The following is a 20,831-nucleotide window of genomic DNA, read 5'->3' as shown; positions in this document are numbered from 1 at the left end:
ATCATGGCGGCCCTTCCACACCCTGGGGCCGCTTGATCGGGCGCCTCTCTACTACCGGGCGCCTGCCAGGTGGGCTCGCCAGTCACGACGGGCCCACCTTCGCAAATTGCCTTTCCCGAGAAAGCAGATGGCTCATGGAATCCTGATTACCCATGAGCCTCCTGCTTTCGTGTTTTTTGACCTGCTTGACCTGCTTGACCGATTGCCAAAACTAGTAACAGGAATTTACCAAAAGTAGTAACGTAAACTTACCAAAACTGATAAAATACCTGTTCAAGTTATCCTTTGATAAGGAGTGAATTGGGGGTCAAGAATGCGTGAGTATCTACCTAGAATATACGACCCATTGCTTAAAAAACGTGTAAGAGCGAAAGGCGCCGTTCTGGTCGAGGGGGCTAAGTGGTGCGGCAAGACCACTACATGCGAGAGGCTTGCTGAGAGTGCGATATACCTGCAGGACCCGAGCACCAAGGCGCAGAACATTCGCCTTGCGGAGATCGCTCCTCTTGAATTGCTGAGGGGCGCCACGCCGCGTCTCATCGACGAGTGGCAGCTTGCTCCGCAACTGTGGGACGCAGTTCGGTTCGAAGTTGACCATAGAGAAGAGTTCGGACAGTTCATTCTGACGGGTTCGGCGGTTCCCCCTGATCCTAAGAAAATGAGCCATACCGGTACTGGGCGCATCGCTCGTATGAAAATGCGTCCCATGAGTCTTTACGAGTCGGGAGATTCAACAGGTGCGGTATCTCTGAGCGCTTTGTTCGCTGGAGAGCAGGTTCCCATTGCGCGATCTGAGTGCAGCTTGGAACACATGGCCTTTTTACTTTGCCGAGGGGGATGGCCTCGCGCCGTGGGTCTGAACGATGAATCGGCGCTGCTGCAAGCGCCCGATTACCTGGACGGCGTGATAAACTCAGACGTGTCCCGCGTGGACGAAAAAGAGCGCAATCCTCGTGTGGCCCGTGCATTGCTGCGTTCTTACGCGCGCTTTTCGGCATCGCAAGGGAAAGTTACCGAAATGCTGGCCGATGTAAATGCGCAGGGAGTGCAGGCAAGTGAAAGTACGGTGCGCGACTACATTCGTGCGCTGGAACAAATTTTTGTTCTAGAGGATCTCCTTGCTTGGAATCCTAATTTGCGTTCGAAAACAGCTGTCCGGACTGCTCCTACGAGACACTTCGTTGATCCCTCTATTGCCGCAGCTGCTTTGGCGCTTGGTCCGGGAGACCTTATGGCCGATCTGAACACATTTGGCCTTTTGTTCGAGACGATGTGCTTACGTGATCTGCGCGTATATGCCGATGCGCTAGGAGGCGAGGTGTATCACTATCGAGATCGTTCTGGCTTAGAGGCAGATGCAGTCATCCATTTGCATAACGGAGCCTATGGATTGGTGGAAGTGAAGCTGGGTGGAGAATCGCTTGTCGACGAAGGGGCGAAGAGCCTCTTGAGTCTGCGCAACAAGATAGATGCTTCGACCACGGGATCGCCGTCGTTCCTCATGGTGCTTACTGCGGTTGGCGACTATAGCTACTATCGGGAAGACGGCGTGTTCGTCGTTCCTTTGGCGGTATTAGGCGCGTGACGGTTTTCTACCTGCTTCTCTATTGCAGGCAAAGCGGTTGAAACAACAGCTTGATGCCAGGTGAATTGATGAGGAGATCGCTCTTCGTTTCGCACGGTACCATGGGCTTTCCAGAAAGGAGGAACGCCCATGGCCACGTTCGAAGAGTTCATGAAAGTCGCCGAGATTTCCCTCAAGGACAAGACCTCTCATGCGCGCATGAATGAAATCGTGCGCATCATGCGCCAGTACAAGGTGCTGCATGGGCTGACTCCCGCTCAGGCGGTGGAGGTGCTGCAGGCGCTCGGTCCCACCTATGTGAAGATCGGCCAGCTGGCCTCGAACCGCTCCGACCTTCTGCCCAAGGCTTACTGCGATGCCTTCGAGAAACTGCGCGACGATGCAAACCCGATGCCCTTCGACGTGGTGATCGAGCAGATTGACCGCGCGTACGGGAAGTCGTGGCACGAGGTGTTCGCCTCCATCGACCCGGTGCCTTTGGGCGCGGCCTCCATCGCTCAGGTGCACAAGGCGACGCTGCTCGACGGCACGACGGTGGCCGTGAAGGTGCGCCGCCCGGGCGTGGCTGAGTCTATGGCCGAGGACATCATGCTCATGAAGCACCTGCTGGCCTTGGGTGAGTTCGCTTCCAATTCCCATCGCAGCATCTTGCTGTCGCTCGAAGGCTTCGTCGAGGAAATCGAGCGTACGACGGCCAGCGAGGTGAATTTCACCTCCGAGCTGCACAACCTCATGCGCTTCCACGACGAGCTGGCCGACGAGGAAGGGGTCACGTCCCCGGTGGCCTATCCGCAATATTCCTGCGAGTCGGTGCTCGTCATGGAGTTCGTCCAGGGAACCGAAATCTCCCACACCGAAGAGCTGCGCCAACAGGGTATCGACGTGAACGCGCTCGCGCGCCGCGTGTGCCAAAGCTACGTGACCCAGGTGCTCGACGACGGGTTCTTCCACGCCGACCCGCATCCGGGCAACATTCTCATACGCGACGGGAACGTGGTGTGGATCGATCTGGGCATGGTGGGCACGCTGACGGTGTCGGAGCGGATGCTCGTCGGGAAGGTGTTCACGGCGGTGGCCACCGACAACGCCTATCTGCTGAAGGAAGCGGTGATGGGCCTTGTGCATGTGTTGGGGCCGGTGGACCATGGGGCACTGCTCGAGGCGCTCTCGCGGCTGCTCGCCGAGTACAGCACTGCCGAGATGAAGGAGATCAACGTGGGCACGGTGCTCACCGAGGTCATCGAGGTGCTGCGCGGCCAGAACATGATGATGACCTCGTCGGTGACCATGCTTGCTCGCGGGTTTGTGACCATCGAGGGGGTCATTGCCCAGGTGGCGCCCGATATCAGCGTCATCGAGATTGTGTCGAAGCACGTCATCGCCCAGCAGGCCGACCCGAAGTTTCTGGCGACGCAGCTGATCGACCTTGCCACGACGAGCGCCGCCTCGGCCGAGGCCTTGGCGAAGCTGCCGACCCAGCTGTCGAACACGTTGGAGATGCTCGATCGCGGGCAGATCAAGGTGAACGGCGACATCGAGGTGTCCTCGCGCATTCTGGCTACCGCCTACGCCTCTGTGGGGCGCATTTCCCTGGCGACGCTGTCGGCGGGGCTGTTTCTGGGCTCGTCTATCCTGTGCACCACGGCCATGCAGCCGCAGCTGCTCGGCGTGCCCCTGCTCGGCGTGCTCGGCTACGTGGGCGCGTTCGTGCTGGGCGCCTACACGGTGTTCCATATCCTGGTCTCTCGCCATCGCCTTCTGAACAACGAGGAGCCGCGGTAGGTGATGTTGGCGCGGTTCGAGGCAGTACGTGAGCCACCGCTTTTTAACTGAATCGGAAGAATGAGAGAGCATTGAGTTAAAAACAGGGGTCGAATTTAACTCAATTACTCCCGTTTCACTCTTTGCTGTTAAAGCGTTAACTCGATAGAGCGCTTCAGCATCCTCTCAGAAGGAAGGCCTCCTCGTTGAGTTTGTAGAATACCTTTCGCCCTATCTTCTCCTCTTGCAAGAGGCCGAGTTTTCTCAGCTCGGACAGACGCTTATAAAGCGTCTGCCGGGAGAGATGCTCAGCCTCACAAAGCTCTTTTGCGGTTACGCCGTCAAAGGTGAACAGCGTGGCGGTGATAAGCGATTCGACAAGGGTGCGCAGCGGTTCTGGGACAAGCACGGCCGAGCGATGGAGATACATATCCATCTGGCTTTTCTTTTCTGTGAGAGCATCGCGAAGATTGCACATCGCATTCACGCATATCTCTGAGAAAGCGATGACAAAAGGCGTGATATCGCCTCTATTGAGGGGGTGCTCGCACCGAGAAAAGGCCTTATAGTATTTTTCAATCTCCTGCTTTACGGCGTAGGAGATGCCCAATCCCACGATAGGCTCGTATTGGCGGGAGATGAGATAGCTGCTAATGAAGCGATTTGTTCTTCCATTGCCATCGTAGAAAGGGTGTATGTAACCAAAAAGGAAGTGGAAAAGAGCAATGCGGAGAAGAGGCTCTCGTGACTCGTCGTTGAGGACGTCAAGAGCCTGATCCATCTCCTCTATGATTCTTGCCTCGGGTTCGATTCCGTCGTGGATGGGGATGCCTGCTTCGTTGATCGCATGCACCATTTTAGTGCGAAAGTAGGTGCCATCGGGGACGTTGTGGGGATCCGAGATGCGAACCTCTGCCAGCACAAGGTCGTCGTAGACATCACGCACATCGGTGCAGGTTCGAAGGGCGATGTCCGGTCGCGTCTGGAGGAGAGCATACTTTTGAACAATACCGAAAAAACGCCCACGGCGATCATTTTGCTTCAGGCGCTCGAGCACCTCGCCTATTTCGCGCCGCGTTGAGTGCACACCTTCTATTTCATTGGTCAGCACGATTTCGTCGATAAGGCAGCTGTCACGGTAGCTATCGAGGGCTCGCTGGGGAAGTGTGGCTTCCAGGCGAAGGATATCTTTGTCGATTTGAGCAGCTTCGAGCAGGGCTTCGTAGATTTCCGGAGCCATGTAGACAAAGGCGGGACTACCGGCGATAGACGTTTTGAGATGCCAGGTGCGCTCATCGTTGAATCGGCGATCGTATAGCTGATCCGCATCTTGCGCGGGGTCGTGAAAGGCCTTGCGGAGATCGAGATATGTCATAGCGCCTTCTTCTGAAGATACGGTCTGTATTGAGTTGAAATACTAGCATAATTTAACTGAATCGGAAGATGCGAGAGAGAATTGAGTTAAAAATGAGAGTCGAAATTAACTCAACTTCCTCCGTTTCGTCCTTTGTTGCTAAAGCATTAACCGATAGCCGTTGAAGTTGGCGAGTGCAGTTGGAACCGCGGTAGGGATGCGTAACGTCGTGTCTACAGGTGGGCGGCGGCGGGGGAACGGAAAAGGCCCGTGGTAAAATGGCAGTGGCTCATTAGGATGAGCCGCAGGGTAAGCATTATCCGGCGATGCTCGAGTACGCAAGCTGCATTCGGCTGATAAGCTTGCAGTTCGCGGGCGTCGTCGCTTGAGGTGCCGCGAGGGTAAGGAGGCCCCCATGTACAAGAAGATTCTCGTCCCCTACGATAAGTCCGACCCGGCGAAGAACGCGCTGGCCGCGGCGCTCGACCTGGCGGCCGGCGTGCCTGGCGCCCAGATCACCGTGCTGTCGGTGGTCGACTGGCACGACTTCAACGCCGAGACCTTCAAAATTGCCTCGCGCATGTCCGGCGTCATGGGCGACACCATGGACATGGACGTGATCTCCGAAGTGGAGAACGAGGCCATCAAGGCCGATATGGACGCCATTGCCGATAACATCGCGCCTCTGGTGGGCGACGCCGAGGGCATTGGCATCGCCGTGGTGAACGGCTCGCCGCACGATTCCATCACCGCTTACGCCGACGAGGGCGGCTACGACTGCATCGTTATGGGCCACCGCGGCCTTGGCGCCGTGCGCGGCATGCTCGGCAGCGTGTGCTATTCCGTGTTGCATAAGACCAACGTGCCCGTGCTCATTGTGAAATAGGTTCGGGGCCATGGGACGATCAGGCGGAGGCGGCGGCTTCTCGGGAGGCGGCGGCTTCGGCGGCGGCTTTGGAAGTAGCGGCGGCGGTTTCGGCGGCGGATTCTCTGGCGGCTCGGGGTCGGGCGGCCGCTCGGCCGGCCACGGTGGCTCTGGTTTCGGCGGGGGCTATCACGGCGGCGGCTACTATGGGGGAGGCTTCGGGGGCGGCAGCTTCTGGGGCGGGTTCCTCGGCGGCCTGATGGGCTCGAGCCGCAGCGGCGGTGGCGGCTCGGTGCCGCCGCAAATGTCCCCGCAGCCGAGCGGCCCGCAGCAGCCCGGATCGGGCGACGGCCCCGGCGGCAATGGCCCGCAACCCGGCTCCTCTCAGGGCAAGTCCTCCAACAGCGGATGCGGCACCGTGTTCGTCATCGTGGCGGCCGTGCTGCTGGTGCTGCTGCTGGTGGTGGCTCTCGGCGGCGGTGGCTGCACGGGCGCGAATGTGCCCGCATCCACGGTGGAGCGCACGGCCCTTCCCGCCGGTTCCGTGAACGAGACCGGCTACTTCACCGACGAAGACGGCGACTGGATTCACGACCCGGCCAAGCTCGAGCGCGGCCTGCGCCATTTCTACGAGGAAACGGGCGTGCAGCCCTACGTGTACATCCTGCCGAACGGATCGGTGCGCTCCTACCAGGAGCTGCAGTCCATCGCTCAGGAGAAGTACGACGAGCTGTTCACCGATCAGGCCCATTTCGTGCTCGTGTTCTGCGACGATGGCAACGGGCGCTTCAACGCCGCCTACTGGGCCGGCGCGATGACGGGATCGGTGCTCGACGACGAGGCCATCAACATCTTCAAAGCCTACCTCAGCCAGAACTACGACGACATGAGCCTCACGGAAGAGGAGATCTTCTCCGACGCCTTTGCCGACACGGCCGACCGTATCATGACGGTGACGCCTTCGCCGCTGCCGATCATCGCGGTATGCGCGGCAGTGATAATAGTGGCCGTCGTCGTGTTCCTCATCGTGCGCAACCGCCGTCTGGCGCAGCAGCGCGAGGCAGAGCGCATGCAGGAGATTCTGAACACGCCGCTGGAGTCGCTGGCCGACGCCGAGCTGGCGGATTTGGAAAAGAAGTACGCGCAGGCAGGCGCTTCGGACGCGCCGCCGGTGCAGCCGACGAAGCCGCGACCCTAGGTGGCGCTGCGGTATTCAACCCGGCCTTCGGGCCAGATAGGAGACAGACATGGGAATCCTCGATCGCTTCACCTCCATCGTGAAGGCGAACATCAACGAGCTTTTGGACAAGGCGGAAGACCCCGAGAAGATGGTCGACCAGTACCTGCGCGAGATGACCGAGTCGCTCGCCGAGGTGCGCGAAGCCACCGCCGGCGTCATGGCCGAGGAGAAGCGCTGCAAGAAGCTCCTCGATGAGAACCGCGAGGAAACGGAGAAGTACGAGGAACTGGCCCGCAAGGCGCTCGCCGCTGGCAATGAGGCCGACGCTCGCGTGTTCCTTGCGAAGAAGCAAGAGCTGGCCGGGCGCGCCGAGGGGCTGACCGTGGCCTACGAGGGCGCGAAGGCCAACGCCGACAAGATGCGCCAGATGCACGACAAGCTGGTAGCCGACATCGAGGAATTGAACGCGCGGAAGGCTACCATCAAGGCGAAGGCCGCCGTGGCGAAAACTCAGTCCAAGGTGAACGAGATGACCTCGGCTGGCGATCGTGCCGAGGGTGCTCGCAGCGCGTTCGACCGCATGGAGGCCAAGGCTGACGAGATGCTCGACCGCGCCAACGCCGTGGCCGAGCTGTCCGAGAAGCCGGCCGATCCCACCGAGGATCTGGCCAAGAAATACGCCGCCGCCGGCGCTGAAGCCGCCGTCGACGACGATCTGGCCCGCCTGAAAAAGGAGATGGGCCTGGAGTAGGCCGTTTCCTGCAAGGTGGAGGCGCGCAGCCTCTGCGGCGGGTGCCCGTGATGCCTGAGTAAAAGAATGGTTTCTCCTTGTGATATCATTGCGTTAACGCAATGATTAGTTTGAAGGAGGATGCCATGTTGTCAGTTAGGGAAAGTGCTCAACAGCTAGGGGTGAGTCCGTCCCGGGTGCGAGCGCTTATCAAGGAGGGACGTCTTCCTGCGGCGAAGAACGGCCGCGAGTGGATGATTCGGGAAGAGGACGTGCTGCAAAGGCTGATGGCCTCCCCTCGCGCGGGGAGGCCGCGCGTGGGTGCGGCCGACGCACTTGGGGAGCACTCGCAGGGATCGGCGGCCGCGGCTCGCGCAGAAGCCGTTGCTTGCGCGCACGATCTGTACGACGCATGTCGGCACGCGTTTGGGCACCTCCCTCCAACTGAGATGATGAAGGCGGCGCGGTGCCAGGAAGAGGCTTCCTTCTATATGGCCGTGTTCGACTTCTTTCTGCAGCAGCGCCAGCGGGAGCTGGTGAAGGAGGGCGTGTTCTGATGCAGCCCGTGTACGTGGTCTTCGCCGGCGTGAACGGGGCGGGGAAATCGACGTTCTATCGCACGGGTCTTTGGCGCACGGAGGACATGCCGCGCACCATGGCGCGTGTGAACTCCGACGAGATCGTCGTGGCCCAGGGCGGTGATCCGGCCTCCAGCGCCGATCAGCTGCGTGCCGGGCGTGAGGCGGTCCGCCTCATAGAAGAGTGCCTCTCTCGCCGGCGCAGCTTCAACCAGGAAACGACGCTGACGGGTCACGCGGTGCTTCGCAATATGAGCCGGGCGCGGGAGGCTGGATGCCGGGTGGTGCTGTACTACATCGGCGTCGATACGGCCGCAGTGGCCCTCGACCGCATTGCCCATCGGGTGGCCGTAGGCGGTCATGATATCGACGAGGGGGCGGTGCTACGTCGCTACCGAGCGTCCCTGGGGAACCTGTCGCGCGCTCTCGACCTATGCGACGAGGCGACGATTCTGGACAACACCGTCGAGTTCGTTGCCCTCGCTCGCTGGAGTGCCGGCGTTCTCTCATGGGTGGGCGACGTGGCTAAACATGGAGCCTGGTTCATGAACGCCGTGCGCGACAACGAGCTGTGGAGGGCGTAACCCCCTCTCCTCACATGCTCCATTCCAAAAGGCGGCTGAGGAAGCGGGTGAGTTCGGGGGTTTCGGGGTGGTCGAAGAGGCGGGCGGCGGCGCCGTATTCCAGAAGGCGGCCGCCGTGGAGGAAGGCGACGTGGTCGCAGGCGTGGCGGGCGAAGCCCATCTCGTGGGTGACGATGATGAAGCGCGTGCCGGCTTCGGCGAGGTCGCGCACGACGTCGAGCACTTCGGTGGTGAACTCTGGGTCTAGGGCGCTTGTGGGCTCGTCCAGCAGAAGGAGGCGCGGACGGGCTGCGAGGGCGCGGGCGATGGCGACGCGCTGCTTTTGACCGCCGGACAGCTGGGCCGGGCGCTTTGCTAGCGAGTCTTCCAAACCGAGGCGCGCGAGCAGTTCGCGAGCGCGGTCATCAGCCTCATCGGAGCTCGCGCCATGAACCACCTGCAAGGGGAGCGCCACGTTCTCCAAAGCGGTCATGTGGTGGAACAGGCCACCGTCTTGGAAGACGAAGCCCAAGGTGGCGCGGTAGGCACGCAGGGAAGTCTCGTCGAAGGAGACGGGGGAGCCATCCACCGCCATGGCGCCGGACGTGGGTGTCTCCAGGCCGCCGATGATGCGCAGCAGGGTGGACTTCCCACCGCCGGAGGGGCCGATGATGGCGAGCGCCGACACCTCTTCGTCGAAGGTGATGTCGCGCAGGACTTCCACGCCGTCGAAAGATTTGCACAGGTGGTCCAAGCTAATGCGCATAGTCGACCTCCGGGAAGGGGAGGGGGCGCGTGCTCTCACTCAACATGCGGTGCGCGGCTGTGCCGAGAAAGCATCTATGGGATAAGAGGCGAGCGGCGGTGTCGGTTCTAATGCGCATAATCCAGCCTCTTCTCGAAGTGGCGGCTTACCGCCATGATGGGCAGCGTGAGCACCAGATACAATGCGCCGAGCAGCAGAAACCCGCCGAAGAAGTTGTAGTTCGTGGCGGTGATCTCGCGCATGGTCTGGGTCAGCTCGATGACGGCGATGACTGACAGCAGCGACGAGTCCTTGATAATGGAGGCCACCTGCCCCGTAAGTGCCGGCAGCGTGCGCGCCACCAGCTGCGGCGCCACCACGTAGCGCAAGGTTTGGACGTGGGTGAAGCCGACGGCCCGGGCCGCTTCCATTTGCCCCGCGTCCAGCGACAGCAGGCTGCCGCGCACGATTTCGGCGATGTAGGCGCCGGAGAACAGCGACAGGATGATGATGCCGGCGAGCACGCGGTTGTCAATGCCCCAGGCCGTGCCGATGATGTAGTAGAAGAAGTACACCTGCACGATGAGCGGCGTGCCGCGGATGATTTTCACGTAGAAGTCGCACAGGTAGCGCAGCGGCAAGAAGCGCGCGCCTTGGCCTGCGGCCACCAAGACCCCGAGCGCCAGGCTCACCACAAGCGACGCCGCCGAGATGCCCACGGTCATGCAGAAGCCGTCCCAGATGCGCACGCGGTACTGGGCCACGAAGTCGAAGTTCAGCGAGATGCCCGCTGCGGCCAGCGATGCCCACACCACGGCGATCACCGCCACGCACACCGCCAGGTAGTTCAGGGCCGCCTTCGCCGGGCGCACGGGCGCACCGGTCGGGGCCATGAAGGGGCTCGCTGCGCGCCGACGCTGCGGGCGATCGGGGGTTGCAGTTGTTGCGGTTTCGGGCATCGGCCCTAATCGCCTCCTTCGCAAGCTTCGGGAATCGGGATGAGCGCCTGCGCTGAGCGCTCAGGTTTTCTGCGCGTGCTTTCTACAGAGTACTGGAAATTACTCGAAATCGAAGAACCACTTGAAGCCGTACTGGTCGAAGGCCTTCTTTTCCTCGGAGAGGTACTTCTCGGTGAGGCGGTCGAACTCGCCGTCGGTCTTCGACTGCGCGATGAAGGCGTTCAGCTGGTTCAAGAGCTCGGTGTTGCCCTTCTTCACGGCGATGCCCCATTCCTCGGCATCCTGAAAGGGGATGAACACGGCCTCGGTGGTATCCGGGTTCGCCTGGTGGTTGCGGTAGATGGTCAGCTGGTCGTAGAGGAAGCCGTCGGCCTTGCCCTGCACTACTTCAGTCACGCACGCGCTCTCGTCGGCCAGGCGCACGATTTCAGCGTTGGTCAGGTTCTTCGTGGCGTACACGTCCCCGGTGGAGCCGGTCTTCACGGCCACCTTCTTGCCCGGCTGGTTCAAGTCGTCGATGGAGGCCACGCCGGAATCCGCGTTCGCCAGAATGGCCAGCTGGGCCATGGCGTAGGCGTCGGAGAAGTCCACGGACTGCTTGCGCTCGTCGGTGATGGTCATGGAGCTGATGACCAGATCGGCCTTGTCCGACTGCAGCGACGGGATAAGCCCGTCCCAAGCGGTGTTCTCTATCTGCACGTCGTAGCCGTAGGCAGCTCCGAAGTCGCGGATGAAGTCGACGGCCAGCCCCTCGGGGTTGCCGGCGTCGTCTTTCGTTTCGAAGGGCGGGTAGGCCAGTTCCATGGCCACGCGCAGAGTCTTGCCGTCGGTGCTGGCGGAGGTGTTGTCGGCATCGGCACTGCTGCTGTCGGTGCCGCCCGACGCGCAGCCGGTCAAACTGCAGGTGAGGGCGACGGCGCAGGCGATGACGGCGCCGGTAAGAGCCGCCTTCGCGATGGGGAAGCTGCGGGATAGGGAAAGGTTCATCGGTGGTCTCCTCGGGTTTCGGATTCAGGTTCAGGGCTAGATCCGGGTGCTTAAGGATGCGCATTGTGGTTTGGGCTCGGTTGGGGCGATGCGTTCTCTTGCATGGCCACAATGGTACGGCAGGCAACCGCCAATCTGGTGGAAAAGCATGATCTGTCAGCGTCGTGATAAGCGCGCTGGATAACTGGCCCACGGCTAGCGTAAAGGCGTTTGCTCTAGGCAAAGCAAATCGCTTCTTGCATGCCCTATAAAATCGATGCGACGAAAAAAATTCCACGATTGTGCGAGACTAAGATTGGGTTACAATGAAGGTCGGTGCCCCGTCACGTCCGGGCGGCTTCGAGAAAGGAGCTACCCATGGACACACAAACTGTCATTGCCCTGTGCGATCTCATGCTTGTGTTTATCGGAATCATCGGGCTTTTCCTGGTGAGGAAGGAGTGACGGACGGTGTTGGTAAAGAAGAAGCCGGGCCCCGTGCGAAGGTAAACCCGGCTTAGTCATTAACCAGTGCCGCCCGGCTGAGCGGGGCACCGATTGCTTGCATTATAGCATGGTTCTTGGCGTCTGTGCAGAAGGTGTTGCGGAAAAGGAGGCGTCCGTGGGCAGCAAGAAGCGGTCGGCGTGGCAGAAGCAGAAAGCAGAGTTCGCCGCATCTCTCGGCGGCATGGACGACCTGTTCACCAGCGAGAACGCGCGCAGCCAGCGCCATGACGAGGAGCGCGCCGCGGCCCTTCGCCACAAGGCCTGCGAGCGCAAGAACCGCTATGCCAGCCGCTACGAGGCCGAACTCACCGCCGCCGAGTGCGCCGAGCACGGCGCCCCGCCCCTGCACGTCTACCGCTGCCCCTACTGCAACGGCTGGCACCTCACCTCAAAGGGGGAGTAACCAGACACGCGAACACTTCTGGTGTAGCCCCCAAGCCTTTCGCATCTTTCGCAGAGTTTTGCAAGTTTCGCAAAAAGGGGGAGGGGCCCGTTGCGCGGTAATTTCCTATTTCGGGCAGCGTGGCGGGCTCAGCGCCGGGCGCGGCGGTTCATGACGAAGGCGATGGCGCCGGCGGCCGCTGCTCCCAGGGCGATGCTTGCGATGATGGCAAAGGGGACGAGATCTCCCGTTTGGGCCAGCCGCTCGCCCTCCTTCAAGCCGGTCTCGTAGACATTCTTCACGTAGTCGGCGTCGGACTTGCTCACGGGGTTCTCGATCATTTCGTCGGTGATTTCCGTCTTGTCTTGAGCGTCGCCCGATTCGATGAAGTCCTTCACGACCTCGTCCTTCACATCGTCAGGCAGGGCGTCTTCGATCTCGTCCTTATCGAAAGTGGTGTCGCTCGGCATGCTCGGTGCGGTGCTTCCGTCAGCGCTCGGCGTATCGGCGGGCTTGCTGGCGCTGGAATCGTCCGCTGGCTTGTCGGCGTTGGAGTCATCGGCGGGTTGGTCGACGGAATCGTCGCCGTTTTCGCTATCGTCGGGCTGCGCCCCATCGCCCGGCTGCGCCCCATCGCCCGGCTGCGCCCCATCGCTGGGCTGCGTCGTGTCGCTGGGAATCTCAATATCGTCGGGCAGGTTCGCGGAATCGGGCACATAGAGCACATTGATGACGTTGTCGTCGGGATTTACGCCCACATGTATCTCGGAAGGATAGGTGTCCACCACATAGGTGCCGTCAATCTTGTACTCGTAGGCATCCCCCTTGACGAGTTGGTCGAAGCGCTGGTTGGTGAAGGTCTCCGATCCCATCTTAACGAACTTCACGTCATCGGGCGCCAGCGCGTCCTTCCAGTTGTCGGCGGTCAGGTCGGCGTTTTCCATGAGGTAGTAGTTCACGGTGTACTCGTTGTTCCACAGCTTGAAGTAGAAGAGGTTGATGACGTTATCGGAAGGGTTCTCAGTCAACGTGAGATTCTGCGGCCAACCGTCCCAGAAGAAATGCCCGGGGATGTCGACTACGTAATCCCATGCGTTGATCGTTTGCCCGACGTGTACGTCGGTGAGCTCGTAGGAACCCAGCAACACCCGGCCGTTCTCGTCGGGCTCGGTATCGCCGTCGTCGTAATTGACGTTTTCGTAGTACATGATCGTCGCCGTGGTCGGTGCCCCCTCAGCAGCCTTCTCTTTGCTTTCATGGGCGTCGGGAGAGGCGTTGCCTTCTGCTGGTGTCGCCTCGGCCGCTGTTGCGTCGGTGCTGGTGGAGCCTTCAGTGTTCTCGGCCGCTGAGCTTTCATCAGATGTATCGGCCGCGGGGGCGGCGTTGTCTTCCGCTGCGGCATCGCTGGTCTCGGCAGCTTCCGCGTTCGTGTCGGAAGCCGTCGAGGCCAGGGCCTGGATGGCGCTGCTTCCCTGCTGGTAGGCGCACGCCCCGAGGGGGATAACGAGGCACAGCGCCAGTATCCACAGGGCGACAACGCGGACAGTTCGTTTCTTTGAAGCGGTCATGACGGTCTCCGATCCTCGGCTCCATCGATTATTTCTGAGCAAAAATATCGACTTTAGTATAGGAGGAGTCTTTCGCGCGGCCGCTCGTGCCTGCAAGCTGTCATCACTTCTCACGCAAGCCGTTTTCCCGCGGAAACATTGGCTCTCGCCGGGCCTGCCGAAAGCAAAGGGTGGCGGGACGGCGCAGCTATTCCCTCGTCGGGAACGAGTACACGTACTGGCCGCCATAGAACTTGCCGAGCAGGTAGAGGTTGCTCGCCGCCTCGTTGGCCAGGTACACCTCGCCGTTCACGTCGTCGATGCCCTCGGCCATGGGCGGCACGGTAAGCGTCTCCACCCGCGTGGCCTCGTCCAGGAAGTACAGCGGCGCCTTGTGCCCTTCCACGAGATAGCTGCCGCCGCGCTTGGCCTGGGCCGGGTCGTAGATGCGCACCTCGGCGTCGCCGAACCCCCACGCCAGGCTGAGGACGATGTTCCCCTCGGGCGTGACGCACATGCCCTGCACGTTGCCGGGAATGGAGTACACCGCCGAGGGATGCTCGCCGAAGCCGAAGGGGCCGCCGTCGTGCGGGGCGTAGGCAAGCAGAAGAGCCGGGTTCGTCTCGCCGGAGGGGCAGCGCAGCCAGTGGCTCTTCGGTGTGGGGTAGAACAGCCGATGGGAGAACTCGCCGATGTAGAGCATGTCCTTCTGCACGGTCATGAAGGCGGGCATAAGCGGCACGGCGCGGTGCCCGGTTGCCTGCAGCACGTCGCCGTCGGCCGCCTTGGCTAGCTCGGCGCGATCCAGCGCGATGAACCCGTCGCGCACGGTGAGGAACACGAAGGGCCCGGCAGCTGTCACGGCGGCGCCGTGACCGCGGTACAGCGAGCCCTCGGGCAGGCGCACCTCGTGGCGGCGCACCGTACCGTCGACGCCCACCTGGTAGATGGGGGAGGGCCGGCGGTTCGCCAGGTAGCCGCTGAAGAGCCAGGTTTGCTCATCGGACAGGTAGAACAGGTCCTGGGGCACGAAGCCCTCGCTGATGCCGGGAATCTTGAAGCGGCGCGTGGCCTCGGCGTAGAACGGCTTGCACGTGGTGCGCACCGCGCGGCGCTTCAGCAGAAACCCCGCGAAGGCCACGGCGGCACCGGCGGCAATGCCGGCGCTCGCGACGACGATGGTGGGCAAGGCCTTGGACTTCCCGCTCATAAGGAACCTCCCAACGGCGAAAGATTGCGCGTCGTGCGCAGATCCGCGCCGAAGAGCCGGCACGGGCTGCGCATCGGTTCCATTGTGCGTCCGTTTCCCCGCGGCACAGGCCGCCCGTCGCGTTTGTTACGCGCAGGTCAGAAACACCTTGCGGGACTGTGGCTATCTTCTCAGCGCCCTTGAGGGGTCGATGTGCTTGAGAAGCTGGGGATTGTCGAAGAGCTCGGGGCAGAGAAGGGCCTCGCGATTAAGGGCGTGCTCGGCGCCTAGCAGCAGATTCTCGTAAAATGCCTCCAGCGGTTTTCGCTCGGGCAAGATACCGGCCTCGTTGTTGCGGTAGTTGGCCCGCACCAGGGCGTCGCGGTAGTAACGCGCGTGCTTTTGGAAGGGCTCGTTGCCCACGGTGAAGCCGAGCGAGCCGAGGTACAGTTCCGAGAACACAGCCACGGTGCGGGTGTTGCCCTCGACGAAGGGGTGCACCTGCCAGAGAAACGCGATGAACTGCGCGAGCCGCGCGACATCGGCCTCGGAGAGCGTCGTTCCGTAAGTCTGGCGGCCTTCCTCGCGGAACAGGTAGTCCAGCGACGTCTGGATCATGGCCGGGTCGGCGTACAGCACGCTGTCGCCGTTGAGAATATCCTCCTGCTTTACGAGTCGCTCGGTTTTGAACTGGCCCGGTCGATAGGTCTCGGCATCGAGATCTTGGAACAGCGCGCGGTGGATAAGGGAGAGCATGTCGGGGGCGAAGACGAAGCTGCCGGCCTCCAGCATCTCGGCGATGCGCTGGCTGACCAGATCGGCCTCGGCCGTGGCCTCCCGCCCGTCCGCTTCCCCCCTGTGATAGGCGCGGATGAGCTCGCCTGTCTCCTGCAAGGTGTACTGGCCCTGTTCGTAGCTGCGGGCCAGGTCGTGCAGGTAGGGAGATACTTCCAGCCCGTCCACCGCCTGCAGCCCGATGGCCACAGCCCAGTAGTGCCGCCGCGCCTCTGCATCGGAGGCATGGGTGTCGGTCTCATAGGGGAAGTCGTCGAAGCTATCGGCAGACATAGCCCATCCTTCTCGTTGACCCTTTCTGCTGAGTGGAGGTGACGGAAAGTAAAACGCCCTCCGAAGAGGGCGTTCGTTTCAAATGGTGCGGGCGAGAGGACTTGAACCTCCATGGGGTTGCCCCCATACGGACCTGAACCGTACGCGTCTGCCAATTCCGCCACGCCCGCAGGTGCTTTTTCGGCCTTGCCAAAAGAGCGTTGACTATCTTACCCGACTTACGCCACCGGTGCAAGAAGTTTTTGGGAAATGCCGCGTTTTCGTTAGGACCATGGCTCGGAGAAGAGGACGCTGCGTTGGTCAGGCGGGGTCGGCCTATTCCCCGCGCAGGATGGTGTCGGCGGTCTCGGTGAGGGCGGCGTCGGTTTCGTTCTGCTGGCGACGCTCGGCCTTCTTCTCGTGAGCGATCTCGTCGCCGATAGCTTCGTGGAAGCCGTGGGCTTCGCGCTCCTCTTGTTCCTTTACTTTGCGAATCTCGTCACCGATATGGTCTTCGACGTGCTTTTCCTTCTGCGTCTCGTGCTGGTGGTACGTTTCCTGGCTCACGGTGGCCTCCCTTTCGAAGCAGCGGCAACGGTGTTTCCATGTCGCTCGATCAATTGCCATTCATTTTGCGATAGGTCCAGCGGCATCTGCTCTTCGCTGCCCCAACCGTCAACGAACCGCAACGGCTTTGTCGGGATATCTATCCTTCTATGATCATGATGTTCCGTTAATCTCCGTTAAGTTCCGTTATTCTCCGTTAAATCTCTTGAACAGGAGGAGGCCGTTGGCTGAAAACGGAATCTCCAGTCTGTTTGCCTGCAGGGGCGTGCGGCTATAATAACGGCGACAGAGCACAAGGCGATAGAACGTAGCCGCACAACAAGCACCGAGGGAAAGGACGCGGATATGGCAGAGGCAACGCCGGTCGTGGGTATTATCATGGGGTCGGAATCGGACATGCCGGCCATGGAGCCGTGCATGGCCCAGTTGGACGCCATGGGCGTGCCCTACGAGGTGAAGGTAGCGAGCGCCCACCGCAAGCCGGCCGTAGTGCACGAGTGGGCCGAAACGGCCCACGATCGCGGCATCAAGGTGATCATCGCCGCCGCCGGCAAGGCCGCGCATCTGGGCGGCGTGGTGGCCGCCTTCACGCCGCTGCCGGTCATCGCCGTGCCCATGAAGACGAGCGACTTGGGCGGCCTGGACTCGCTGCTGTCCATGGTGCAGATGCCCTCGGGCGTGCCGGTGGCCTGCGTGGCCATCAACGGCGCGAAGAACGCCGCCATTCTGGCCGTGCAGATGATGGGCACGGGCGATGCGACCATGCTGCAAAAGGTGGCCGACCTGAAAGCGGAGATGGCGTCGTAGGAATTCCCGTTATGGCCTCCCCGGTGGCATGGTGCAAGGCCCGCGCGGCGCTCGACGAGTGCCTCGGACCGGGTGCGCTCTCTGCCGAGGACGTGGCCGCCCTGGCGGCGGTCTCCCGATCTCAGCCTCTCACGGCCACGGAGCTGGCCTGCTCCCTCGCGTTGTCGAAGGCGAAGGCGGCGCGCCTGCTGAGGCGCCTTATCGACCTCGATCTCGTTGCCGAGCGGGTGAGCCCGCGCGACCGTCGTCGCAGCTTGCTGCGCATGACGCCTCGCGGCGAGAACATCTTGTTCGAAGTGGGCTACAGCCTCGATGGCGCCGTGCTCGATACGGCTCTGACCGGCATGGGTGCCCTGCGCGAGGCGGCCCGGGCCGCCTCGACCCTTGATGCGCCCCTCGCGCCCGGGCAGGTGCTCCTGCTCATGGTATGCCACGAGCAGGAGCACCTGGGAGTGGGGGACGCCGCGCAGCTGCTCGGTTGCGGCCAATCCTCCGTGTCTATGACGGCTCGTCAGCTTGCCGTCCGCGACTTGCTTACCGTGCGCGCCGCATCTCGCGATCGCCGTCGGCACTGCCTGGCCCTCACTTCGCGGGGCGCCTCGGCGGCCGCAGGGGCCCTTCGAGCGTGGAATGCGACTTGGGAACAGTAGTTATACGCTTATAACCAGCGATTCATCAAAAGTGAAACTAATACTGGTATCTAGTTGCTACACCCATTTACGGCTTATTTACCCCTCGTTATAATGCGTGTCATTCGGTGGCACAAGGTTTCCCGAGGCGTTGGAGGAGAGCGCCCCGGAATCCGGAACCTTCTCCTTTGCCGCCGTCGTTGGAGTCCGCGGAAGCGCGCAAGCGCGAGGGAGGCCGTCGACCACACGATGTCTTCCCCCCACCTGCGCGTCGATGCGGCGTCACCGTCGCGGTCGCCTTCGGGTAGCCGCGCCTCAAAGGATAGGGGAATCTATGACTACGTCTTTGACTCGCCGTACCTTCCTGAAGGGAACGGGTCTCGCCGCCGCCGGCGCGGCGGTTGCGGGCACTTTGGCCGCCTGCAGCCCTGCCGGCGACATGCAGAACCTGGAAACCGATCAGAACGAGAAGAAGGAGACCAGGCTCTCCGTCACCGGCGACGAGTACTTCTGCACCTGCAGCTGGAGCTGCTCGTTCTGCCAGTACAACATCTACGTGCGCGACGGCAACGTCGTGAACATGCGCCCGAAGAAGGACTACCCCTTCCGCACCTGCCTGAAGGGCAAGTCGCGTATCACCCGCACCTACTCCGAGGCGCGCATCCAGTACCCCATGAAGCGCGTCGACGGCACGCCCCGCGGCGGCGGCCAGTGGGAGCGCATCACTTGGGAAGAGGCCGGCGAGCTTATCGGCGCCCAGTGGAAGAAGACCGAGGAAACCTACGGCCCGCTCGCGAATTCCGTCTACATGGGCGGCGGCGGTGCCCAGGGCTCGCTCCACGGCTCTTCTGGCCTCATCATGCGCATGTTCAACGCCACCGGCTGCACGAAGTGGGACTACTCCTTCGACAACGCCACCAACACCGGCCTTACCCGTGGCGGTATCCAGTGGTTCGACCAGAACGAGCCCACCGACTTCGTGAACTCCGACTACATCGTCATGTTCGGCGCCAACCCCATCTTCGCCCAGATCCAGATGGCGAAGTTCCTCTTCGACGCCCAGGACGCCGGCGCGAAGGTGGTCGTCATCGACCCGCACTATTCCGCCACCGTGGCCAAGGCCGACAAGTGGATTCCCGTGAACATGGGCAACGACACGGCCCTGTTCCTCGGCCTCATCAAGCGCTTCATGGACGAGGAGACCTATGCCAAGGACTTCGTCATGAATCACACTTGCGCTCCCTACCTCATCAACAAGGAAACCGGCATGTACGTGCGAGGCTCCGAGTTCGGCGAGGGCCTGCACGAGGGCCCCGTGTTCTGGGTGACCGGCGAGCCCACCGAGATCGATCCCATTATGGTGTGGTCGGAAAGCGAGAAGAAGCCGGTGCCCTTCGACACCTGCGCCGATCCGGCCTGGAGCTGCCCCGACGACAAGTACGTCACCGCGTGGGATAAGTTCAAGGAACATGTGTCCGAGTGGACCTTCGAGAAGGTCGCCGAGGTGTGCGAGATCTCCCGCGAGGACTTCGACTACCTCTACGACGTGCTGCAGCCTAAGAACAAGGTGGCCCACTACATCAATTTTGGCACCGGCGCCTATGAGAACGGCCTGCATGCGGCCTATGCCATGACGGCGCTCATCGCCATGACCGGCAACTTCGGCGAGCCCGGCCGTTCCGTCGGCGGCTTCGACATGATGTACGGCAACTTCTTCGGCCACGCCTCGGCCGTGCCCTCCAACGGCAAGATGTGCAGCGCCGTGACCTTCCTGGCGGCGGCCGACATCATGAACTCCGGCAAGCTGGGCGACCAGGACTACCCGGTGAAGACGCTGTGGGTGTCCCATGGCGGCATGATCGGCGGCTCGGTGAACTCCAACCGCGTGAAGAAGGAGATCCTCGATCCTATGGAGATGATCATCGTCGAGGACAACTTCATGACCGACACGGCCCGCTATGCCGACATCCTGCTGCCGGCCTGCGACATGTACGAGTACGAGGACGTGGTGCCGCTGGGCCACATGCGCACCGTGCGCCTGTCCGAGAAGTGCATCGAGCCCATGTACGAGGCTAAGCCCGACGCCGAGATCACCCGCTTCATGGCCCCGTACCTGGGCGTGGGCGACATTGTGAACGAGGTGGACGACGATATGTGGTGGAAGGGCACCTTCGAGGACGTGGCCGCCGCTCGCGAGAACGGCATCACCATGGAGACCCTGCGTCAGAACAAGGAGATGCGCTACACCAAGGAAGAGCCTTACATCGGCAACGTGGGCCTCACGAACTTCATCACCGAGACCGGCCGCCTCATGTTCTACGTGGATACGCCGGTGCCCCGCACGCCCTCGAACTACGACATCTCCAACGTGGAGCGCGAGCAGATGCCCACCTGGTTCGAGAACAAGATCTCCGGCGCCCATTCCGAATATGCCGCCGACTACCCGCTGACCTGCATGTCGTGGCGCAACCCCTCCCGCGTGCACATGACCATGTTCATGGACACCTGGGCCCGTCAGTTCAATGACCAGCCGCGCCTGTTCATCAACCCCGCCGACGGCGCGAAGTACGGCGTGCAAGACGGCGAGGAGATCCTCGTGTCCAACTGGCTCGGCGAGTGCGTCATGGTGGCCAGCTTCAACAGCGGCATCCGCGAGGGCTGCACGGTGTACTACAAGGGCTATGCCGAGAACGAGACCAAGCGCGGTTCCATGGGCGCCATCACCACCGACTACGCCGACCCCTACGCGGTGAACTGCTCGTTCTTCGACAACCGCGTGAAGATCGAGCCGTGGGACGGCTCGGGCGCCAACGACGAGTCCGCATTCACGCCCACCATCCAGGGTGCCTAAGAGGAAGGGACGGAGATAC

General features: G+C 61.8%; 19 protein-coding genes and 1 tRNA gene. 11 read left to right on the top strand and 9 right to left on the bottom strand.

Features of this window, described 5'->3' with window-relative positions; all coding sequences use genetic code 11:
• Positions 1–313 precede the first annotated feature (313 nt).
• Both ACYVRU_RS07940 and ACYVRU_RS07935 read left to right on the top strand, forming a co-directional pair.
• Complete coding sequence (locus ACYVRU_RS07940; RefSeq protein ID WP_461185988.1) at positions 314–1,585, top strand: ATP-binding protein; 1,272 nt, start codon at positions 314–316, stop codon at positions 1,583–1,585.
• 129 nt (positions 1,586–1,714) lie between these two features.
• Positions 1,715–3,367, top strand: a complete 1,653-nt coding sequence (locus tag ACYVRU_RS07935) for an ABC1 kinase family protein (RefSeq protein ID WP_173111076.1) — start codon at positions 1,715–1,717, stop codon at positions 3,365–3,367.
• A gap of 154 nt (positions 3,368–3,521) precedes the next feature.
• Here the strand turns inward: ACYVRU_RS07935 and ACYVRU_RS07930 are convergent, their stop codons facing one another.
• Positions 3,522–4,721 (bottom strand): Fic family protein, encoded by a 1,200-nt coding sequence (locus tag ACYVRU_RS07930; RefSeq protein WP_461185987.1) that lies wholly within the window; start codon positions 4,719–4,721, stop codon positions 3,522–3,524.
• Between the two features lie 394 nt (positions 4,722–5,115).
• On the opposite strand from ACYVRU_RS07930, the gene ACYVRU_RS07925 reads away from it, so the two are divergent.
• From ACYVRU_RS07925 to ACYVRU_RS07905, 5 genes are all read left to right on the top strand, one after another.
• Positions 5,116–5,586, top strand: a complete 471-nt coding sequence (locus tag ACYVRU_RS07925; RefSeq protein ID WP_198160982.1) for a universal stress protein — start codon at positions 5,116–5,118, stop codon at positions 5,584–5,586.
• A gap of 10 nt (positions 5,587–5,596) precedes the next feature.
• Positions 5,597–6,763 carry a hypothetical protein gene (locus tag ACYVRU_RS07920; RefSeq protein WP_461185986.1) on the top strand — a complete coding sequence of 389 codons (1,167 nt, stop codon included), beginning with the start codon at positions 5,597–5,599 and terminating at the stop codon, positions 6,761–6,763.
• A 49-nt stretch (positions 6,764–6,812) separates the two neighbouring features.
• Positions 6,813–7,496 carry a PspA/IM30 family protein gene (locus ACYVRU_RS07915; RefSeq protein ID WP_461185985.1) on the top strand — a complete coding sequence of 228 codons (684 nt, stop codon included), beginning with the start codon at positions 6,813–6,815 and terminating at the stop codon, positions 7,494–7,496.
• A gap of 125 nt (positions 7,497–7,621) precedes the next feature.
• The gene (locus ACYVRU_RS07910) at positions 7,622–8,032 is read left to right on the top strand and encodes a helix-turn-helix domain-containing protein (RefSeq protein ID WP_461185984.1); all 411 of its coding nucleotides are present in this window, start codon (positions 7,622–7,624) and stop codon (positions 8,030–8,032) included.
• Complete coding sequence (locus ACYVRU_RS07905; RefSeq protein ID WP_461185983.1) at positions 8,032–8,637, top strand: AAA family ATPase; 606 nt, start codon at positions 8,032–8,034, stop codon at positions 8,635–8,637. Before ACYVRU_RS07910 ends, ACYVRU_RS07905 begins: the two co-directional genes overlap by 1 nt.
• A 10-nt stretch (positions 8,638–8,647) precedes the next feature.
• Here ACYVRU_RS07905 and ACYVRU_RS07900 read toward each other — a convergent pair whose 3' ends face one another.
• From ACYVRU_RS07900 to ACYVRU_RS07890, 3 genes are all read right to left on the bottom strand, one after another.
• Positions 8,648–9,382 (bottom strand): amino acid ABC transporter ATP-binding protein, encoded by a 735-nt coding sequence (locus tag ACYVRU_RS07900; RefSeq protein WP_461185982.1) that lies wholly within the window; start codon positions 9,380–9,382, stop codon positions 8,648–8,650.
• Positions 9,383–9,489: 107 nt separating this feature from the next.
• Positions 9,490–10,320, bottom strand: a complete 831-nt coding sequence (locus ACYVRU_RS07895; protein WP_461185981.1) for an amino acid ABC transporter permease — start codon at positions 10,318–10,320, stop codon at positions 9,490–9,492.
• Between the two features lie 99 nt (positions 10,321–10,419).
• A complete protein-coding gene (locus ACYVRU_RS07890; protein ID WP_461185980.1) occupies positions 10,420–11,307 on the bottom strand; it encodes a transporter substrate-binding domain-containing protein in 888 nt (295 codons plus the stop codon).
• Between the two features lie 601 nt (positions 11,308–11,908).
• Here ACYVRU_RS07890 and ACYVRU_RS07885 point away from each other — a divergent pair.
• Positions 11,909–12,196, top strand: coding sequence for a hypothetical protein (locus ACYVRU_RS07885; RefSeq protein ID WP_302222683.1), 288 nt, complete (start codon positions 11,909–11,911; stop codon positions 12,194–12,196).
• A 128-nt stretch (positions 12,197–12,324) separates the two neighbouring features.
• On the opposite strand, the gene ACYVRU_RS07880 is transcribed toward ACYVRU_RS07885, so the two are convergent.
• The 5 genes from ACYVRU_RS07880 to ACYVRU_RS07860 form a co-directional block, all read right to left on the bottom strand.
• Positions 12,325–13,743 (bottom strand): hypothetical protein, encoded by a 1,419-nt coding sequence (locus tag ACYVRU_RS07880; RefSeq protein WP_461185979.1) that lies wholly within the window; start codon positions 13,741–13,743, stop codon positions 12,325–12,327.
• A 187-nt stretch (positions 13,744–13,930) separates the two neighbouring features.
• Positions 13,931–14,932, bottom strand: coding sequence for a hypothetical protein (locus tag ACYVRU_RS07875; RefSeq protein ID WP_302807734.1), 1,002 nt, complete (start codon positions 14,930–14,932; stop codon positions 13,931–13,933).
• 162 nt (positions 14,933–15,094) lie between these two features.
• Positions 15,095–15,979 carry a Fic family protein gene (locus ACYVRU_RS07870; RefSeq protein WP_461185978.1) on the bottom strand — a complete coding sequence of 295 codons (885 nt, stop codon included), beginning with the start codon at positions 15,977–15,979 and terminating at the stop codon, positions 15,095–15,097.
• 83 nt (positions 15,980–16,062) lie between these two features.
• Positions 16,063–16,149: transfer RNA gene (locus ACYVRU_RS07865), tRNA-Leu, on the bottom strand.
• A gap of 145 nt (positions 16,150–16,294) precedes the next feature.
• Positions 16,295–16,525 carry a hypothetical protein gene (locus ACYVRU_RS07860; RefSeq protein ID WP_157011873.1) on the bottom strand — a complete coding sequence of 77 codons (231 nt, stop codon included), beginning with the start codon at positions 16,523–16,525 and terminating at the stop codon, positions 16,295–16,297.
• Between the two features lie 345 nt (positions 16,526–16,870).
• Here ACYVRU_RS07860 and purE point away from each other — a divergent pair, with 345 nt between their 5' ends.
• From purE to ACYVRU_RS07845, 3 genes are all read left to right on the top strand, one after another.
• Entirely contained in the window at positions 16,871–17,332 is a 462-nt protein-coding gene (gene purE, locus ACYVRU_RS07855; protein WP_114538933.1) for a 5-(carboxyamino)imidazole ribonucleotide mutase, read from the top strand.
• 11 nt (positions 17,333–17,343) lie between these two features.
• The gene (locus ACYVRU_RS07850; RefSeq protein ID WP_412668953.1) at positions 17,344–17,982 is read left to right on the top strand and encodes a MarR family transcriptional regulator; all 639 of its coding nucleotides are present in this window, start codon (positions 17,344–17,346) and stop codon (positions 17,980–17,982) included.
• A gap of 313 nt (positions 17,983–18,295) precedes the next feature.
• Complete coding sequence (locus tag ACYVRU_RS07845) at positions 18,296–20,812, top strand: molybdopterin-containing oxidoreductase family protein (protein ID WP_461185977.1); 2,517 nt, start codon at positions 18,296–18,298, stop codon at positions 20,810–20,812.
• Positions 20,813–20,831: the final 19 nt, after the last annotated feature.

The organism is Adlercreutzia sp. CNCM I-6216 (genome assembly GCF_977113345.1).
This window is presented reverse-complemented; position numbering and strand designations above follow the sequence as displayed.

What these genes read in the sequence shown, in the direction of transcription:
- ACYVRU_RS07880 (WP_461185979.1), bottom strand. Translation starts at nt 13,743, where the DNA reads ATGACCGCTTCAAAGAAACGAACTGTCCGCGTTGTCGCCCTGTGGATA.
- ACYVRU_RS07920 (WP_461185986.1), top strand. Translation starts at nt 5,597, where the DNA reads ATGGGACGATCAGGCGGAGGCGGCGGCTTCTCGGGAGGCGGCGGCTTC.
- ACYVRU_RS07875 (WP_302807734.1), bottom strand. Translation starts at nt 14,932, where the DNA reads ATGAGCGGGAAGTCCAAGGCCTTGCCCACCATCGTCGTCGCGAGCGCC.
- ACYVRU_RS07930 (WP_461185987.1), bottom strand. Translation starts at nt 4,721, where the DNA reads ATGACATATCTCGATCTCCGCAAGGCCTTTCACGACCCCGCGCAAGAT.
- ACYVRU_RS07895 (WP_461185981.1), bottom strand. Translation starts at nt 10,320, where the DNA reads ATGCCCGAAACCGCAACAACTGCAACCCCCGATCGCCCGCAGCGTCGG.
- ACYVRU_RS07870 (WP_461185978.1), bottom strand. Translation starts at nt 15,979, where the DNA reads ATGTCTGCCGATAGCTTCGACGACTTCCCCTATGAGACCGACACCCAT.
- ACYVRU_RS07940 (WP_461185988.1), top strand. Translation starts at nt 314, where the DNA reads ATGCGTGAGTATCTACCTAGAATATACGACCCATTGCTTAAAAAACGT.
- ACYVRU_RS07935 (WP_173111076.1), top strand. Translation starts at nt 1,715, where the DNA reads ATGGCCACGTTCGAAGAGTTCATGAAAGTCGCCGAGATTTCCCTCAAG.
- purE (WP_114538933.1), top strand. Translation starts at nt 16,871, where the DNA reads ATGGCAGAGGCAACGCCGGTCGTGGGTATTATCATGGGGTCGGAATCG.
- ACYVRU_RS07915 (WP_461185985.1), top strand. Translation starts at nt 6,813, where the DNA reads ATGGGAATCCTCGATCGCTTCACCTCCATCGTGAAGGCGAACATCAAC.
- ACYVRU_RS07900 (WP_461185982.1), bottom strand. Translation starts at nt 9,382, where the DNA reads ATGCGCATTAGCTTGGACCACCTGTGCAAATCTTTCGACGGCGTGGAA.
- ACYVRU_RS07925 (WP_198160982.1), top strand. Translation starts at nt 5,116, where the DNA reads ATGTACAAGAAGATTCTCGTCCCCTACGATAAGTCCGACCCGGCGAAG.
- ACYVRU_RS07845 (WP_461185977.1), top strand. Translation starts at nt 18,296, where the DNA reads ATGACTACGTCTTTGACTCGCCGTACCTTCCTGAAGGGAACGGGTCTC.
- ACYVRU_RS07850 (WP_412668953.1), top strand. Translation starts at nt 17,344, where the DNA reads ATGGCCTCCCCGGTGGCATGGTGCAAGGCCCGCGCGGCGCTCGACGAG.
- ACYVRU_RS07905 (WP_461185983.1), top strand. Translation starts at nt 8,032, where the DNA reads ATGCAGCCCGTGTACGTGGTCTTCGCCGGCGTGAACGGGGCGGGGAAA.
- ACYVRU_RS07910 (WP_461185984.1), top strand. Translation starts at nt 7,622, where the DNA reads ATGTTGTCAGTTAGGGAAAGTGCTCAACAGCTAGGGGTGAGTCCGTCC.
- ACYVRU_RS07890 (WP_461185980.1), bottom strand. Translation starts at nt 11,307, where the DNA reads ATGAACCTTTCCCTATCCCGCAGCTTCCCCATCGCGAAGGCGGCTCTT.